The 17,283-nt window shown below is 70.4% G+C and carries 11 protein-coding genes; 6 read left to right on the top strand and 5 right to left on the bottom strand.

All coding sequences use genetic code 11. The features are described 5' to 3' along the window. Window positions 1–621: 621 nt before the first annotated feature. Both hpf and Sri02f_RS04750 read left to right on the top strand, forming a co-directional pair. Entirely contained in the window at window positions 622–1,314 is a 693-nt protein-coding gene (hpf, locus tag Sri02f_RS04755; RefSeq protein WP_108999759.1) for a ribosome hibernation-promoting factor, HPF/YfiA family, read from the top strand. 203 nt (window positions 1,315–1,517) lie between these two features. Next, window positions 1,518–2,264: a response regulator gene (locus Sri02f_RS04750; RefSeq protein WP_108999758.1), complete on the top strand. Its 747-nt coding sequence runs from the start codon at window positions 1,518–1,520 to the stop codon at window positions 2,262–2,264. 85 nt (window positions 2,265–2,349) lie between these two features. On the opposite strand, the gene Sri02f_RS04745 is transcribed toward Sri02f_RS04750, so the two are convergent. Both Sri02f_RS04745 and Sri02f_RS04740 read right to left on the bottom strand, forming a co-directional pair. After that, window positions 2,350–3,522 carry a winged helix-turn-helix domain-containing protein gene (locus Sri02f_RS04745; RefSeq protein WP_108999757.1) on the bottom strand — a complete coding sequence of 391 codons (1,173 nt, stop codon included), beginning with the start codon at window positions 3,520–3,522 and terminating at the stop codon, window positions 2,350–2,352. 51 nt (window positions 3,523–3,573) lie between these two features. Then, window positions 3,574–4,170, bottom strand: coding sequence for a GNAT family N-acetyltransferase (locus Sri02f_RS04740; RefSeq protein WP_108999756.1), 597 nt, complete (start codon window positions 4,168–4,170; stop codon window positions 3,574–3,576). 278 nt (window positions 4,171–4,448) lie between these two features. Between Sri02f_RS04740 and secA the strand changes: the two genes are divergently transcribed. Continuing rightward, on the top strand, window positions 4,449–7,292 hold the full coding sequence (gene secA, locus Sri02f_RS04735; protein WP_108999755.1) for a preprotein translocase subunit SecA: 2,844 nt from the start codon (window positions 4,449–4,451) through the stop codon (window positions 7,290–7,292). Window positions 7,293–7,624: 332 nt separating this feature from the next. Here the strand turns inward: secA and Sri02f_RS04725 are convergent, their stop codons facing one another. Further along, window positions 7,625–8,239 carry an Rv3235 family protein gene (locus Sri02f_RS04725; protein ID WP_108999754.1) on the bottom strand — a complete coding sequence of 205 codons (615 nt, stop codon included), beginning with the start codon at window positions 8,237–8,239 and terminating at the stop codon, window positions 7,625–7,627. A 332-nt stretch (window positions 8,240–8,571) separates the two neighbouring features. Here Sri02f_RS04725 and Sri02f_RS04720 point away from each other — a divergent pair, with 332 nt between their 5' ends. Both Sri02f_RS04720 and Sri02f_RS04715 read left to right on the top strand, forming a co-directional pair. Continuing rightward, a complete protein-coding gene (locus Sri02f_RS04720) occupies window positions 8,572–9,087 on the top strand; it encodes a DUF6912 family protein (RefSeq protein WP_108999753.1) in 516 nt (171 codons plus the stop codon). 59 nt (window positions 9,088–9,146) lie between these two features. Beyond that, on the top strand, window positions 9,147–9,818 hold the full coding sequence (locus Sri02f_RS04715; RefSeq protein ID WP_108999752.1) for an HAD family hydrolase: 672 nt from the start codon (window positions 9,147–9,149) through the stop codon (window positions 9,816–9,818). A 138-nt stretch (window positions 9,819–9,956) separates the two neighbouring features. Here the strand turns inward: Sri02f_RS04715 and Sri02f_RS04710 are convergent, their stop codons facing one another. Then, the gene (locus Sri02f_RS04710) at window positions 9,957–10,523 is read right to left on the bottom strand and encodes a DJ-1/PfpI family protein (RefSeq protein WP_108999751.1); all 567 of its coding nucleotides are present in this window, start codon (window positions 10,521–10,523) and stop codon (window positions 9,957–9,959) included. A gap of 822 nt (window positions 10,524–11,345) precedes the next feature. Here Sri02f_RS04710 and Sri02f_RS04705 point away from each other — a divergent pair. Next, window positions 11,346–16,292 (top strand): NAD-glutamate dehydrogenase, encoded by a 4,947-nt coding sequence (locus Sri02f_RS04705; protein WP_108999750.1) that lies wholly within the window; start codon window positions 11,346–11,348, stop codon window positions 16,290–16,292. A gap of 166 nt (window positions 16,293–16,458) precedes the next feature. On the opposite strand, the gene Sri02f_RS04700 is transcribed toward Sri02f_RS04705, so the two are convergent. Next, window positions 16,459–17,247, bottom strand: a complete 789-nt coding sequence (locus Sri02f_RS04700) for an ABC transporter ATP-binding protein (RefSeq protein ID WP_108999823.1) — start codon at window positions 17,245–17,247, stop codon at window positions 16,459–16,461. Between the last annotated feature and the right edge of the window lie 36 nt (window positions 17,248–17,283).

Below are 17,283 nucleotides of genomic sequence, written 5' to 3'. Positions count from 1 at the left end.
GGCGGTGCGGCGCAGGTGGGGCGGATGGACGGCGGCGGTGCGGGTACGGGGAGCGTGAAGGACGTCGGGGAGACGGAGGGTGGGATGTGTGGTGGTGGTGCGGGGGCCGTGTACGGGGGTGTGACTCGGGAACGCAGAAAGGTGAAGCCGTCCGGTGCGAGGGAGGAGGGCACAGGCGGCGCCCCGGTGGGGGCGTCGGGGTCGGGCGGTGAAGGCGGTGCGGGCTGCTCCGGCCGTCCGGGTGACGTGCTGTGCGCGGCCGTGGTCGCGGCATCGCCGGGCTCATTCGAAATAAACCGGAACTGATCGATAACTTGCGTCGTTGCAGGTAATGAGAGAGTCAATTGACCTGAACGGAGGTACGCCGCAGTAGAGGGTGACGACATCCGTCCGGGCGAGATATGTTCGGTTGTGAGGGAAAGCCGCAGGCCACACCTCTCAAATCCGAATGCCGTGCTGCGGGTTTTCGTAATCCCCTGCAGCACCTGGGGTGTAGATCTCGCCCATGGGGGAGGAGGAGGTGGAAGTCGCCGAGTCGGAGGTTCCGGTACTCACCGGAGCCTGGTGCAAAAGGGAGACGCTCCGCCTGCGAAGCGGAGTGATCCGGGAACGGAGTTCTGCGTGGACATCGTCGTCAAGGGCCGCAAGACCGAGGTGCCCGAGCGGTTCCGCAAGCACGTGGCCGAGAAGCTGAACCTGGAGAAGATCCAGAAGCTCGACGGCAAGGTGATCAGCCTCGACGTCGAGGTGTCCAAGGAGCCCAACCCCCGACAAGCCGACCGGTGCGACCGAGTGGAGATCACGCTCCACTCCCGCGGCCCTGTGATCCGGGCGGAGGCGTCGGCCAGCGACGCGTACGCGGCACTCGACCTGGCGGCGGAGAAGCTGGACGCCCAGCTGCGCAAGCAGCATGACAAGCGGTACACGCGCCGCGGTTCCCGCAGGCTGTCCGCGGCTGAGGTTCCCGACCACGTCCCGGGCGTGGCCACGCTCAACGGCGACGGGCAGCCCGTGCCGGCCGGCGAGGCGAACAGTGTGCCGACGAAGAAGATCGGCTCCCTCGAGGTGCAGGGCGACGGCCCCCTCGTGGTGCGCGAGAAGACCCACGTAGCCGCTCCGATGACACTCGACCAGGCCCTCTACGAGATGGAACTGGTCGGACACGACTTCTACCTGTTCGTCGACTCCGAGACGAAGCAGCCCAGCGTCGTCTACCGGCGGCACGCCTACGACTACGGCGTGATCTACCTCGACACCGACCCGATGGTGGCCCAGGCGCACGCACCCGAGGCGGGTGGCACGCTGGGCGGCTGATCCTGCCCGGTGACTGGTGAGCGGTGTGCCCCTGGAGCGCGTGTGCGCCCCCAGGGGCACCCGTGCGCGACCCCTGGGGCCTCGCTCGGTGGCCGCGTTGTGGTCCGGGCATGGAATCATGGCAGGGCGGCTCAACCGGTGGGTCGTTGCCTTGGGTTGGCGATGGCTCAGGACCACGGCCACAGCCTTCAGGGGGAGGAACGATGGCGGACACCTTCGGACCGATGCGGGACGACGATGTCGACGACGGCGTCGTCGGCATGGGCCCGGACGGGGGCACTTCACACAAGGAGCCGATCAGAGTCCTTGTCGTGGACGACCATGCTCTGTTCCGCCGGGGGCTGGAGATCGTGCTGGCGGCCGAGGAGGACATCCAGGTCGTCGGTGAGGCGGGGGACGGCGCCGAGGCGGTGGACAAGGCGGCCGATCTGCTGCCCGACATCGTGCTGATGGACGTCCGGATGCCCAAGCGCGGCGGCATCGAGGCCTGCACCTCCATCAAGGAGGTGGCCCCCAGCGCGAAGATCATCATGCTGACGATCAGCGACGAGGAGGCCGACCTCTACGAGGCGATCAAGGCGGGCGCGACCGGTTATCTCCTCAAGGAGATCTCCACGGACGAGGTCGCCACCGCGATCCGCGCGGTCGCCGACGGGCAGTCGCAGATCAGCCCTTCCATGGCGTCGAAGCTGCTCACCGAGTTCAAGTCGATGATCCAGCGGACGGACGAGCGCCGGCTCGTTCCCGCGCCGCGGCTCACGGACCGGGAGCTGGAGGTGCTGAAGCTGGTGGCGACGGGGATGAACAACCGTGACATCGCCAAGGAGTTGTTCATCTCCGAGAACACCGTGAAGAACCATGTCCGCAACATCCTGGAGAAGCTGCAGCTGCACTCCAGGATGGAGGCGGTCGTGTACGCGATGCGGGAGAAGATCCTCGAGATCCGCTGACCGCGGTCCGCGCGGGTCCGAGGACCCGGCGGGGACGACGGTAGGGCGGGGACGGTCGGGCGGCCGGGGAGGTCGGCCCGGCGGGTCAGGCGAGTGCGCGGGCGAGTTCCCTGCTGAGCGGCTCGCGCAGCTCCGGGGCGTCCACGCGTTCCACGCGTACGTCCGTGCAGTCCACCCAGGTCGCCGCTTCGAGCAGGGCCTGTGCCACCGCCGGGACCGCTTTGGGGCCGTCGAGGGTGACCTGCCTGGCGACCAGGGTGCGTCCCTCCCGCGCGGGGTCGACGCGGCCGACGAGCCGGCCGCCGGCCAGGACGGGCATCGCGAAGTAGCCGTACACCCGTTTGGGTTTGGGGACGTAGGCCTCCAGGCGGTGGGTGAAGCCGAAGATCCGCTCGGTGCGTGCGCGTTCCCAGACCAGGGAGTCGAAGGGGGACAGGAGCGTGGTGCGGTGGCGGCCGCGCGGGGGTGTGTCCAGGGCCTCCGGGTCGGCCCAGGCGGGCTTGCCCCAGCCTTCGACGGTGACCGGCACCAGGCCCGAGTCGGCGATCACCGCGTCGACCTGTTCGCCCTTGAGCCGGTGGTAGTCGGCGATGTCCGCGCGCGTGCCCACGCCGAGGGACCGGCCGGCCAGGCGGACGAGGCGGCGCAGGCACTCGGCGTCGTCCAGCTCGTCGTGCAGCAGGTCGGCGGGGACGGCGCGTTCGGCGAGGTCGTAGACGCGCTTCCAGCCGCGGCGTTCGACGCAGACCACCTCCCCGTACATCAGGGCGCGTTCCACGGCGACCTTGGTGCCGGACCAGTCCCACCACTCGCTGGTCTTCTTCGCTCCGCCCAAGTCGGTGGCGGTGAGGGGGCCTTCGGCGCGGAGCTGTTTGACGACCTGGTCGTACGTGCCCTCCGGGAGGGCGTGGTTCCAGTGCGGGCGGTTGCGGTAGGCGCGGCGGCGGAAGGCGAAGTGGGGCCATTCCTCGATGGGGAGGATGCAGGCGGCGTGGGACCAGTACTCGAAGGCGTGGGTGTCCTGCCAGTAGGCGTCCTCGACGGTCTTGCGGCCGACGGCGCCCAGGCGGGCGTAGGGGATCAGCTCGTGGGAGCGGGCCAGGACCGAGATGGTGTCGAGTTGGACCGCGCCGAGGTGGCGGAGGACGCCGCGGACGCCGGCCTTGCGGTCGGGCGTGCCGAGGAAGCCTTGTGCCCGGAGGGCGATGCGGCGGGCTTCGTCTGCGGAGAGCTCGGTGGCGTGGCGCGGGGTCGTCATGGCTCGCACGATAGGGGGTGGGTCTGACAGTGCGGGGCGGGCCCGGGGGCCTCAGCCTCCGGACGGGGCGGCGGGCGGGGGTGCGGGGAGGTAGGGCGCGGTGGACGGCAGTTCGAGGTCCGACGGGAGCAGGGCGGCCAGCCAGCAGTCCCGTCGTACGCCCTTGTTGTTGATGGCGGAGCGCAGGGTGCCTTCGAGGGTGAAGCCGGCGTTCTTTGCGACGGCGCGGGAGGCTTCGTTGCCGACTTCGGCCCGCCATTCGACGCGGTCGACGCCGAGGTCGGTGAACGCCCAGCGGGAGGCGGCGAGGGCGGCCTCGGTGGTGTAGCCGTGGCCGCGGTGCTCCTTGGCCGCCCAGAATCCGACCTCGGCGGTGCCCGGGGCGCGCATGGTGAGGCTGAGGACGCCGGTGAGGGGTCCGTCGGGGAGGAAGACGCCGAAGGTGAACATGGAGCCGGTGGCCCAGCCCTCGGGGGCGAGCAGTTCGATGAAGCCGCGGGCGTGCTCGCGCAGGTAGGGGGAGGGGATCGTGGTCCAGCGCTGGACGTCGGGGTCCTGGGCCGCGGTGTACACCGCGTCGGTGTCCCGTGGGTCGAGGGGGCGCAGGACCAGGCGGGCGCTGGTGAGGGTGAGGGGCTCGGGCTCCATCGGCCGATTCTGCGCGGGGGCCGTGCCGGACGCCAATTCTCGCGGTGTGTGAGCGCGTGATCACGATTCGCGCAATTCGTCCGGCGGAGGCGGCACCATCGGCGGCGTCCGGCCGTTGTCCCAGGAGAAGGAGATTTCAGGAGCTGTGCGCAGCAGTGTGCGGTCCTCGCCCCGGCAGGCCTCCCGGCGTGGTGGGGTCCTCGCATACGATGGCCGTTGCTCAGTAAGTCAAAGGAAACCGACCGGCCCAGGCCCGACCGGCAAGGAGACCAACCCCCGTGTCCGTCCTCTCGAAGATCATGCGTGCAGGCGAAGGCAAGATCCTGCGCAAGCTGCACCGCATCGCGGACCAGGTCAACTCCATCGAAGAGGACTTCGTCGACCTCTCCGACGCCGAGCTGCGGGCCCTCACCGAGGAGTACAAGCAGCGGTACGCCGATGGCGAGACCCTGGACGATCTGCTGCCCGAGGCGTTCGCCACCGTGCGCGAGGCCGCCAAGCGCGTTCTCGGTCAGCGTCACTACGACGTGCAGATCATGGGTGGCGCCGCGCTGCACCTCGGCTATGTGGCCGAGATGAAGACCGGTGAGGGCAAGACGCTCGTCGGCACGTTGCCCGCGTATCTGAACGCGCTGTCCGGCAAGGGCGTTCACCTGATCACGGTCAACGACTACCTGGCCGAGCGCGACTCCGAGATGATGGGCCGCGTTCACAAGTTCCTGGGTCTGGAAGTCGGCTGCATCCTGGCCAACATGACGCCGGCCCAGCGGCGTGAGCAGTACGCGTGCGACATCACGTACGGCACCAACAACGAGTTCGGGTTCGACTACCTGCGCGACAACATGGCGTGGGCGCAGGACGAGCTGGTGCAGCGCGGCCACAACTTCGCCATCGTCGACGAGGTGGACTCCATCCTGGTCGACGAGGCGCGTACGCCGCTGATCATCTCCGGTCCGGCCGACCAGGCCACGAAGTGGTACGGCGACTTCGCCAAGCTGGTGACGCGGCTGAAGAAGGGCGAGGCCGGCAACCCGCTCAAGGGCATCGAGGAGACCGGCGACTACGAGGTCGACGAGAAGAAGCGCACGGTCGCCATTCACGAGGTGGGTGTCAGCAAGGTCGAGGACTGGCTGGGCATCGACAACCTCTACGAGTCGGTGAACACCCCTCTGGTGGGCTACCTGAACAACGCCATCAAGGCGAAGGAGCTCTTCAAGAAGGACAAGGACTACGTCGTCATGGACGGCGAAGTCATGATCGTCGACGAGCACACCGGTCGTATCCTCGCCGGCCGCCGTTACAACGAGGGCATGCACCAGGCGATCGAGGCGAAGGAAGGGGTGGACATCAAGGACGAGAACCAGACGCTCGCGACGATCACCCTGCAGAACTTCTTCCGCCTCTACAAGCGCCACAACCATGACGGCAAGGAGCAGCCCGGCCTCTGCGGCATGACCGGTACGGCCATGACCGAGGCCGCGGAGTTCCACCAGATCTACAAGCTCGGCGTGGTGCCGATCCCGACGAACCGGCCGATGGTCCGCAAGGACCAGTCGGACCTGATCTACCGCACCGAGGTCGCGAAGTTCGAGGCGGTCGTCGACGACATCGCCGAGAAGCACGAGAAGGGCCAGCCGATCCTCGTCGGCACGACGTCGGTCGAGAAGTCCGAGTACCTGTCGCAGCAGCTGTCCAAGCGGGGCATCCAGCACGAGGTGCTGAACGCCAAGCACCACGAGCGTGAGGCGTCGATCGTCGCCCAGGCGGGCCGCAAGGGCGCGGTGACGGTTGCCACCAACATGGCCGGTCGCGGTACGGACATCAAGCTCGGCGGCAACCCGGACGACCTCGCCGAGGCGGAGCTGCGTCAGCGGGGTCTGGACCCCGAGGAGCACATCGAGGAGTGGGCGCAGGCTCTGCCCGCCGCCCTGGTGAAGGCCGAGCAGGCGGTCAAGGCCGAGTTCGAAGAGGTCAAGGAGCTCGGCGGTCTGTACGTCCTCGGCACCGAGCGGCACGAGTCCCGTCGTATCGACAACCAGCTGCGTGGTCGTTCCGGCCGTCAGGGCGACCCGGGTGAGTCCCGGTTCTATCTGTCGCTGGGTGACGACCTGATGCGCTTGTTCAAGGCGCAGATGGTCGAGCGCGTGATGTCGATGGCGAACGTGCCGGACGACGTGCCGATCGAGAACAAGATGGTCACGCGGGCGATCGCGTCCGCGCAGTCGCAGGTGGAGCAGCAGAACTTCGAGACGCGTAAGAACGTCCTGAAGTACGACGAGGTCCTGAACCGGCAGCGTGAGGTCATCTACGGCGAGCGCCGTCGCGTCCTGGAGGGTGAGGACCTGCAGGAGCAGATCCACCACTTCATGGACGACACGATCGACGCGTACGTCGGCGCGGAGACCGCCGAGGGCTTCCCCGAGGACTGGGACCTGGACCGGCTGTGGGGCGCTTTCAAGCAGCTCTACCCGGTGAAGGTCACCGTGGAGGAGCTGGAGGAGACGGCGGGCGACCGTGCGGGGCTGACGGCCGAGTTCATCTCCGAGTCCATCAAGGACGACATCCGCGAGCAGTACGAGTCGCGGGAGTCGCAGCTCGGTTCCGAGATCATGCGTGAGCTGGAGCGCCGGGTCGTGCTGTCGGTGCTGGACCGCAAGTGGCGCGAGCACCTCTACGAGATGGACTACCTCCAGGAGGGCATCGGTCTGCGCGCGATGGCGCAGAAGGACCCGCTGGTGGAGTACCAGCGTGAGGGCTTCGACATGTTCTCCGCGATGATGGACGGGATCAAGGAGGAGTCCGTCGGCTATCTGTTCAACCTGGAGGTCCAGGTCGAGCAGCAGGTCGAGGAGGTCGAGGTCCAGGACGCCGAGCCGGTCGACATGGACAAGCAGGACGTGGTGCCGGCGCAGGCGGGTTCGCGTCCGGAGATCCGGGCGAAGGGGCTGGACGCTCCGCAGCGTCGTCAGCTGCACTTCTCGGCGCCGACGGTGGACGGCGAGGGCGGCACGATCGAGGGCGACTTCGAGGACGACGAGGAGCCGGTGCGTTCGGAGGCCGACGGTCTCACGCGCGCGGAGCGTCGTAAGCAGGCGAAGGCTGGGCGGCGTCGCAAGAAGTAGCCGTGGAGTGCCCGCCCGGGGCGTTGTCGCCGGGCGGTGTGTGAGGCGTCGCGCAGCGGCTTGAGGGGCCGGGTCACCTGGGGTGGCCCGGCCCTTCGGCGTGTGCGGGGCCGCTCGGTCGTCCCGGGCGATGGCCGGGCCGCTCAGCGGGCTCGGGCTGCTGAGCCCGCTCAGGCCGCTCAGGCCGCCCAGCCGGCTGAGGCCGCTCATGCCGCCCAGTCCGCCCAGCCCACCCAGTCCGCTCGTGCCGCTCGTGCCGCTCAGCCTGCTCGTGCCGCCCAGTCCGCCCAGGCCGAGCAGCCCGCTCGGGCCGCTCAGTCCGCTCGTGCCGTTCAGTCGTCCTGGGCCGGGGGCCGGCGGTGGCCGTCGAGTTCGACGGCGGTGCAGCGCCAGCGACGGTCCCTGCCGAGCTCCAGGCGGAAGGCCATGGCGCGCAGACGGTCGCCGGTGCCGATCCGGGCGAAGGCCTCGATGGCGCCGGGGCGGGGGACGTAGTAGCCGATGTCGCGGACGACGGGTTGCGCGCCGTGGGCGGTGCGCAGGGGTCCGCGTTCGGCGAGGTGTGCCAGGTCGTCGTAGGCGGCGCCGAGGGTGTGGCGCAGCATGAAGTGGACGGGGCGCCGGCCGCTCAGGACCGCGAGGAGCCGGTCGGCGAAGAGGTCGGTGGGGCGGGGCTGGGAGAGCGGGCGGCCGGAGGCCTGGGCGGTCGCGGGGCGGCCGTCGGCGGGGCGGGTGGAGGGTCCGGCGCCGGGCGGACCGGGCGGGCGGCCGTCGGCGGCAGCGGTTCGCGGGGAGCCGCCGTCGGGAGTGCGCGGAGGTGCGCCGGCGGGGCGGCGGGTGTCACGACGGCCGGGCGGACGGGCGCCTCCGGGGCGGGTGCCGGTCGGACGGGTGCCGGTCGGGCGGGCGCCGGGGTGGTGCTGCGTCCTGGTCATGACCTTGTCCATGGGGTCCCCGTTCGGTGAGCCCGGCTTATACCGGGCGGTAACTTGCCGTTGTGGATCTTGTACGGGGTTCCGGTCCGCGACGGCAAGCAGGCGGTGCGCCCGTGTCGAGGGTCCGCGAAGTTCACTCATCAGGGGCGGCCCGGGGTGCCCGGAGCCCGGTTTCACGGGGGTGGCCCGGGTGAGTTCCGGGGCGTCGGGTTGACGTCCGCGCGGGTGTGGGCGGGGTCCGAAAGGGGACGCCCGCACGTATCCTGAAGGCTCCCGGGGAGGCGCGCGACCGTCCCCTCGGGAGCACCAGTCCGAGCCACCGACCACGAAATGAGCGGCCCGCCATGCGCGTCTACGTCCCCCTGACCCTCCCCGGTCTCGCCGAGGCGCACAAGACGGGTGAGCTGGGGGCCGAGCCGATCGTGGCGTACGCCGTCACGCCCGCGCTGCGCGAGTGGTACCTCTCCGACGACATCGAGGAGCTGGAGTACGCGGCGCTCAGCAGGGCCGCCCTGGCCTCCCTGCGGCTGCTGGCCGCGGATCCGGGCGCCCCGCGGCGTCGCGTCGTGGTCGCCGTGGACGTCGCCGACCGCGCGGCCGCCGTCGACCCCGACCGAGGACTCGACCCGGTGGCGCTGGGCGAGGTGCGGGTGACGGGCGCCGTGCGGCTGGCCAAGGCGGCCGCGGTGCACGTGGACGCCGGGGACGCGGAGGCGGACGTCACCGCGGCCGCGCAGGCCCTCGCGGCGGCGGACGGCGGGGACGACGACGCGCAGTTCGTCGTGGACGGGGCCGAGGACCACGAACTGCTCTGGTTCGCCCCGCAGGAGATCCCGAACCTGGTGGGCTCGGGCGGCTGAGGACGCCGCCTCCACGGTCGTCCACTTGACTGTCGGTGGGGGCGGGTACGTTTGCGGGTATGGGGAAGCACGAAGCGGCGCACATCGTCTGGGACTGGAACGGGACGCTGTTCCACGACAACGACGCGATCGTCGGGGCCACGAACGCGGCGTTCGTCGAGCTGGGACTGGCGCCGATCACACTGGAGCAGTACCGGGCGCTGTACTGCGTGCCGGTGCCGAAGTTCTACGAGCGGCTGATGGGAAGGCTGCCCACCGACGCCGAGTGGGAGCTCATGGACGGGGTCTTCCACCGGTACTACGCCGAGCACCGGGTGCGGTGCGGGCTGACCGAGGGCGCGGTGGAACTGCTTGCGGGATGGCGCTCGGCGGGGCACAGCCAGTCCCTGCTGAGCATGTACGGGCACGATGAACTCGTCCCGCTGGTGCGCGGGTTCGGGATCGAGCCGCACTTCGTCCGGGTGGACGGGCGGACCGGGCCCTCCGGGGGCAGCAAGGCCGAGCACATGGTGCGGCACCTGCGGGAGCTGACCGGGGTCGAGCCGGCGCGCACCGTCGTGATCGGGGACGCCGCCGACGACGCCGTGGCCGCGTTGCACGTCGGGGCGCGGGCCGTGCTCTACACCGGCGGGTCGCACAGCCGGGCCAGCCTGGAGGGCGTCGGGGTGCCGGTGGTGGACACGCTGGCCGAGGCCGTGCAGGTCGCGGGCCGTCTGGCCACGGCCGCGTAGGACGCGTCGAGCGGCTCCGGCCGGCCCGGCCGGACAACCCGGCCCGGGTCCGGCTGTACGGTGTCCGGCTGTCCGGCTGTCCGGCTGTCCGGCTGTCCGGCTGTCCGGTGTCCGGCGGTCCGGCCCGGCATGGCCGGCTCAGGTCGCCGGGGCCTTCGCGCGCAGTACCGTCAGGAACTCGCGCATCCAGGCCGGATGGTCGGGCCAGGCGCGCGCGGACACGAGGGCGCCGTCGACCACCGCCTCGACGTCCTGGAAGGTGGCCCCGGCCGTCTGCATGTCGATCTCCAGCGCCGGATAGGCGGTGACGCGCCGGCCGCGCAGGGCGTCGGCGGCCGCGGTGAGCAGGGGGCCGTGGCAGATCTGGGCGACGGGTTTGTCGGCGTCGAAGAACGACTTGAGGATCTTGCGGAGCTCGGGGTCGTTGCGCAGGTACTCGGGCGCGCGGCCGCCGGGGATGACGACGGCCGCGTACGCGCCGGGGTCGACCTCGGAGAAGGCGAGGTCGGCGGGCCAGGTGTAACCGGGTTTCTCGGTGTAGGTGTCGAAGCCGGGTTCGAAGTCGTGGACGACGAACCGGAGCTTCTTGCGGGCGGGCGCGGCGATGTGGACCTCGTAGCCCTCCTCGCGGAGGCGTTGGTAGGGGTAGAGGACTTCCAGGGATTCCGCCGCGTCGCCGGTGACGATGAGGATCTTCTCGGTCATGGTGGACGGCTCCTCTCGGGCGGGCGCTGTCATGGACAACGTGCCTCCGGCGGGTGGGTCTGCCAAGAGGGGGCGTTCCCAGCCTCCCGCGGGCCGGGGCCGCCGTCGACTTTTCCCGGCCGCTCTCTCCCCGGTCTCTCCCCGCTCCCTCCCCGCTCTCTCCCCGGTGCCTCCCTGGTCCCGTCGTGCCCGCCGTCCGTTCCCGTTCCGTCGTCCGTCCCGGCCTCCGGGTGGCTTCGTCCTCCCCCGCCGGATTCGTCCTCCCCGGCAGCGCGGCTGCCCGCCGCTCGCGCCCCGTGGATCACCGTCGTCCCGTGAGTCGCCCCGGGCGTCGTCCGCCCGCCCGCGCCCCGGTCGCCCCACGGATCCCCTTAGCTGTCCGGCCGGCTGCGCGAGCTGTGCATAACGTCAAAGTTCCGGCCCGCCTTTTGTACACATACGGCTCGTGACGGCGGCCCGGTGAGGAGCGATAGCCTTGTGGCGTGATCAGCGCGATATCTCGCGGGGGCACTGTCGCCCCTGCCCTGCGCCCGGTGTGTGCGGACCATCTCCGCGACCGGGCGGCGGTCGCTGATCGGCGCGGGCGGGACGGGGTCGCAAGGGACCCCGGGGCGGCGCGCACACCCCGGACGCAGGCGACGCGGAGAGCAGCGTCACACCCCGGAGTGGTGCCGAGAATGGCTGATAACCCCCCGCTCGTCTCACCTTGCGGCATAGCGTCGGAGCAGTCCGGAGATCCCGGGCCGTGGCGTCGAGTCGCAGGGGAAGAGCCCGCACTTCCTTCTACGTCACGCAACGGCGCGCGACAGGAGTCAGAGGACAATGCAGACCAAGCTGGACGAAGCCAAGGCCGAGCTGCTCGAGAGGGCGGCGCGGGTCGCTGAGAACAGCCCGGTCGGGGGGCACCTACCGACTGGGGCGACGGGCGAGGGCACTCCGGGGACCCCGGACCACGCCGCCCTCCTCGCGTTCCTCCACCGCTACTACCTGCACACCGCGCCGGAGGACCTGAGCGGCCGCGACCCGGTCGACGTCTTCGGAGCCGCGCTCTCGCACTACCGGCTGGCCGAGAGCCGCCCGCAGGGCACCGCCAACGTGCGGGTCCACACGCCCACCGTCGAGGAGAACGGGTGGACGTGCAGCCACTCCGTCGTCGAGGTGGTCACCGACGACATGCCGTTCCTCGTCGACTCGGTCACCAACGAGCTCACCCGGCAGGGCCGGGGCATCCACGTCGTCATCCACCCGCAGGTCGTCGTGCGGCGCGATGTGGCGGGCCGGCTGATCGAGGTGCTCAGCGTCCCGCCCGTGGCCGGGGACCTGCCGCACGACGGGCACGTCGAGTCCTGGATCCACGTCGAGATCGACCGGGAGACCGACCGGGCCGACCTGAAGCAGATCACCGCCGACCTGCTGCGCGTCCTGTCCGACGTCCGTGAGGCCGTCGAGGACTGGGAGAAGATGCGGGACACCGCGCTGCGGGTCGCCGACGAGCTCCCGGCGGAGCCCGTCCCCGGCGATCTGGACCGGCCCGACGTCGACGAGGCCCGCGAGCTGCTGCGCTGGCTGGCCGCCGACCACTTCACCTTCCTCGGCTACCGGGAGTACCAGCTGCGCGGGGACGACTCCCTTGCCGCCGTCCCCGGCACCGGGCTCGGCATCCTGCGTTCCGACCCGCACCACGCCGACGGCGACGCCCACCCCGTCAGCCCCTCCTTCGAGCGGCTTCCGGCCGACGCCCGCGCCAAGGCGCGTGAGCACAAGCTGCTGGTGCTGACCAAGGCGAACAGCCGGGCCACCGTGCACCGGCCCTCCTACCTCGACTACGTCGGGGTCAAAAAGTTCGACGCAGAGGGGAACGTCGTCGGCGAGCGGCGGTTCCTGGGGCTCTTCTCCTCGGCCGCCTACACCGAGTCCGTGTCGCGGGTGCCGGTGGTGCGGCGCAAGGTCCAGGCCGTGCTGAAGGGCGCCGGGTTCTCGCCCAACAGCCACGACGGGCGCGACCTGCTCCAGATCATGGAGACGTATCCGCGCGACGAGCTCTTCCAGACGCCGGTGGACGAACTGCGCGCCATCGTCACCAGCGTGCTGTACCTGCAGGAGCGGCGGCGGCTGCGGCTCTACCTGCGGCAGGACGAGTACGGCCGCTACTACTCCGCGCTCGTCTACCTGCCCCGCGACCGCTACACCACGGGCGTGCGGCTGCGGATCATCGACATCCTCAAGGAGGAGCTCGGCGGGACGAGCGTCGACTTCACCGCCTGGAACACCGAGTCGATCCTGTCGCGGCTGCACTTCGTGGTCCGCGTCCCGCAGGGCACCGAGCTGCCGGAGCTGTCCGACGCCGACAAGGAGCGCATCGAGGCGCGGCTGGTGGAGGCGGCGCGGTCCTGGGCGGACGCGTTCTCCGAGGCGCTCAACGCCGAACTCGGCGAGGAGCGGGCGGCGGAGCTGTCGCGCCGCTACGGCAGCGCCTTCCCCGAGGGGTACAAGGCGGACCACACCCCGCGTGCCGCCGTCTCCGACCTGGTCCACCTGGAGCGGCTCAGCGAGGAGCAGAGCTTCTCGCTCAGCCTGTACGAGCCGGTGGGCGCCGCTCCCGACGAGCGCCGCTTCAAGATCTACCGCAAGGGCGACGCGATCTCCCTGTCGGCGGTGCTGCCGGTGCTGAACCGCCTCGGCGTCGAGGTGATCGACGAGCGGCCCTACGAACTGCGCTGCGCGGACCGCACCCACGCCTGGATCTACGACTTCGGCCTGCGCATCCCCAAGGCGCTGGCCGGTCCCGGCGGCGACTTCCTCGGCGACGACGGGCGCGAGCGGTTCCAGGAGGCGTTCTCCGCGACCTGGACCGGCAAGGCGGAGAACGACGGGTTCAACGCGCTGGTGCTGGGCGCCGGGCTCGACTGGCGGCAGGCGACGGTGCTGCGCGCGTACGCCAAGTACCTGCGGCAGGCCGGGTCCACGTTCAGCCAGGACTACATGGAGGACACTCTCCGCACGAACGTCCACACCACGCGGCTGCTCGTGTCGTTGTTCGAGGCGCGGATGTCGCCCGACCGGCAGCGCGCCGGGCTCGAGATCGTCGACGCCCTGCTGGAGGAGCTCGAAGCCGCGCTCGACCAGGTGGCCTCGCTCGACGAGGACCGGATCCTGCGCTCGTTCCTCACGGTCATCAAGGCGACCCTGCGCACGAACTTCTTCCAGCGGCGCGCGGACGGCCGGCCGCACGACTACGTGTCGATGAAGTTCGACCCGCAGGCCATCCCGGACCTGCCGGCGCCCCGGCCCGCGTTCGAGATCTGGGTGTACTCGCCGCAGGTGGAGGGCGTGCACCTGCGGTTCGGGAAGGTCGCGCGCGGCGGTCTGCGCTGGTCCGACCGGCGTGAGGACTTCCGCACCGAGGTCCTCGGCCTGGTCAAGGCGCAGATGGTGAAGAACACCGTCATCGTGCCGGTCGGCGCCAAGGGCGGCTTCGTCGCCAAGCAGCTGCCCGACCCGGCGGTGGACCGCGACGCGTGGCTCGCCGAGGGCATCTCCAGCTACCGGACGTTCATCTCGGCGCTGCTCGACATCACGGACAACATGGTCGGCGGGGAGGTCGTGCCGCCGGCCGACGTCGTGCGGCACGACGAGGACGACACCTACCTGGTGGTCGCCGCCGACAAGGGCACCGCGACGTTCTCCGACATCGCCAACGAGGTGGCCCAGTCCTACGACTTCTGGCTCGGGGACGCCTTCGCCTCCGGCGGCTCGGCCGGCTACGACCACAAGGGCATGGGGATCACCGCCCGCGGCGCCTGGGAGTCGGTGAAGCGCCACTTCAAGGAGCTGGGCGTGAACACCCAGACCGAGGACTTCACGGTCGTCGGCATCGGTGACATGTCCGGTGACGTGTTCGGCAACGGCATGCTGCTCAGCGAGCACATCCGGCTGGTCGCCGCCTTCGACCACCGGCACATCTTCATCGATCCCGAGCCGGACGCGGCGACCTCCTACGCCGAGCGCCGCCGGCTGTTCGAGCTGCCCCGCTCCAGCTGGGCCGACTACGACACCGCGCTGCTGTCGTCCGGCGGCGGGATCTTCCCCCGCACCGCCAAGGCGATCCCCGTCAACGCGCACATCCGCGCGGCCCTCGGCATCGAGTCGGGCGTCGCCAAGCTGACCCCGGCCGACCTGATGAAGGCGATCCTGCGGGCGCCGGTGGACCTGCTGTGGAACGGCGGCATCGGCACGTACGTGAAGTCCTCCGTGGAGTCGAACGCGGACGTCGGCGACAAGGCCAACGACCCGATCCGGGTGGACGGCGCCGATCTGCGCGTCAAGGTCGTCGGCGAGGGCGGCAACCTGGGCCTGACCCAGCTCGGCCGGATCGAGTTCGCCCGGCTCGGCGGCCGGATCAACACCGACGCCATCGACAACAGCGCGGGCGTGGACACCTCCGACCACGAGGTGAACATCAAGATCCTGCTCAACGGCCTGGTGACCGAGGGCGACATGACCGTCAAGCAGCGCAACAAGCTGCTCGCGGAGATGACCGACGAGGTCGGCGCGCTCGTCCTGCGCAACAACTACGCGCAGAACACCGCGATCGCCAACGCCCTCGCCCAGTCCAAGGACATGCTCCACGCCCAGCAGCGCTTCATGCGCCACCTGGTCCGGGAAGGACACCTGGACCGCGCCCTGGAGTTCCTGCCCACCGACCGGCAGATCCGTGAGCGGCTGGGCGCGGGGCATGGCCTGACCGGCCCGGAGACGGCCGTCCTGCTGGCGTACACGAAGATCACGGTGTCGGACGAACTGCTGCACACCTCGCTGCCCGACGACGACTATCTGCGCGGTCTGCTGCACACGTACTTCCCGACGGCGCTGCGCGAGCGGTTCCCCGAGGGCATCGACAGCCACCCGCTGCGCCGTGAGATCACCACGACCGTCCTGGTCAACGACACCGTCAACACGGGCGGAACGACGTATCTGCACCGGCTGCGCGAGGAGACGGGCGCCTCGCTGGAAGAGATCGTGCGGGCGCAGACCGCGGCCCGGGCTATCTTCCGCGCGGCGCCGGTGTGGGACGCGGTGGAGGACCTCGACAACCAGGTCGAGGCCGACGTGCAGACCCGGATCCGGCTGCATTCGCGGCGGCTCGTCGAGCGCGGCACGCGGTGGCTGCTCAACAACCGGCCGCAGCCGCTGCAGCTGGCGGAGACGGTCGGGTTCTTCGCCGAGCGCGTCGAGCTGGTGTGGTCGCAGTTGACGAAGCTGATGCGGGGCGCGGACCTGGAGTGGTGGCAGCGCATCTACGACGAGCTGACCGCCGCGGGCGTCCCGGACGAACTGGCCACCCGGGTGGCGGGGTTCTCCTCGGCGTTCCCGGCGCTGGACATCGTCTCGGTGGCCGACCGCATGGGCAAGGACCCGCTGGACGTCGCCGAGGTCTACTACGACCTCGCCGACCGGCTGCGCATCACCCAGCTGATGGACCGCATCATCGAGCTGCCGCGCGCCGACCGCTGGCAGTCGATGGCCCGCGCCTCCATCCGCGAGGACCTGTACGCGGCGCACGCGGCGCTGACGGCCGACGTCCTGGCGGTCGGCAACGGGACCTCGACGCCCGAGCAGCGCTTCAAGGCGTGGGAGGAGAAGAACGCGGCGATCCTGGGCCGGGCGCGCACCACGCTGGAGGAGATCCAGACGTCGGAGACGTTCGACCTGGCCAACCTGTCGGTGGCCATGCGGACCATGCGCACACTGCTGCGGACGCACTCGTAGGCGGCGGGGGACGCGTACGCATCCGTACGCGTCCCCACCCGGACGAACACGCGTCCTCACCCGGACGCACGAGAAGGGCGCTCCCCCAGGTCACCGGGGGAGCGCCCTTCTCGTGCGCCGAGTGCGCCGAGTGCGCTGAATACGCTGAGCGTGCCGAACGGTCGGGCTACTTCTTCTTGCCCTTGCCCGAGGTGAACTCCTCGTAGGCTTCGAGGACCTCTTCCGTGGGGCCGTCCATGCGCAGTTCGCCGCGCTCCAGCCACAGCGCCCGCTCGCAGGTCTCGCGGATCGCGGAGTTGCTGTGGCTCACGAGGAAGACGGTGCCGGCGTGCTGACGCATCTCCTGGATGCGTTCCGCCGACCGCGCCTGGAACCGCGCGTCACCGGTGGACAGCGCCTCGTCGATGAGGAGCACGTCGTGGTCCTTGGCGGCGGCGATGGAGAAGCGCAGCCGGGAGCCCATGCCGGAGGAGTAGGTGCGCATGGGCAGGGAGATGAAGTCGCCCTTCTCGTTGATGCCGGAGAAGTCGACGATGTCCTGGTAGCGCTCCTTGATCTGCTCGCGCGACATGCCCATGGCCAGGCCGCCGAGGTAGACGTTGCGCTCGCCGGTCAGGTCGCCCATCAGGGCCGCGTTGACGCCGAGGAGGGAGGGCTGGCCGTCGGTGTAGATCTTGCCGTTCTCGACCGGCTGCAGGCCGGCGATGGCCTTGAGCAGGGTCGACTTGCCGGATCCGTTGGTGCCGATCAGACCGATCGCCTCGCCCTTGTAGGCGACGAAGGAGACCTTCTTGACGGCGTGCACCGTGCGAATGCCCGAGGCCTTCTCGGCCTGCTTGGGACGCAGGATGCGGTTGAGGGCGGCGGTCGCGCTGCCCCGGCCGCTTCCGGTGCCGTGGATCCGGTAGATGATGTCGACGCTGTCCGCGATGACGGTGGGGATCTTCTCGTCCATGAGCTCGGTGAGAGCGGTGCGCGTTGCGCTGTCTGT

This window comes from Streptomyces rishiriensis (assembly GCF_003112535.1).
GTDB lineage: Bacteria > Actinomycetota > Actinomycetes > Streptomycetales > Streptomycetaceae > Streptomyces > Streptomyces rishiriensis.
This window is presented reverse-complemented; position numbering and strand designations above follow the sequence as displayed.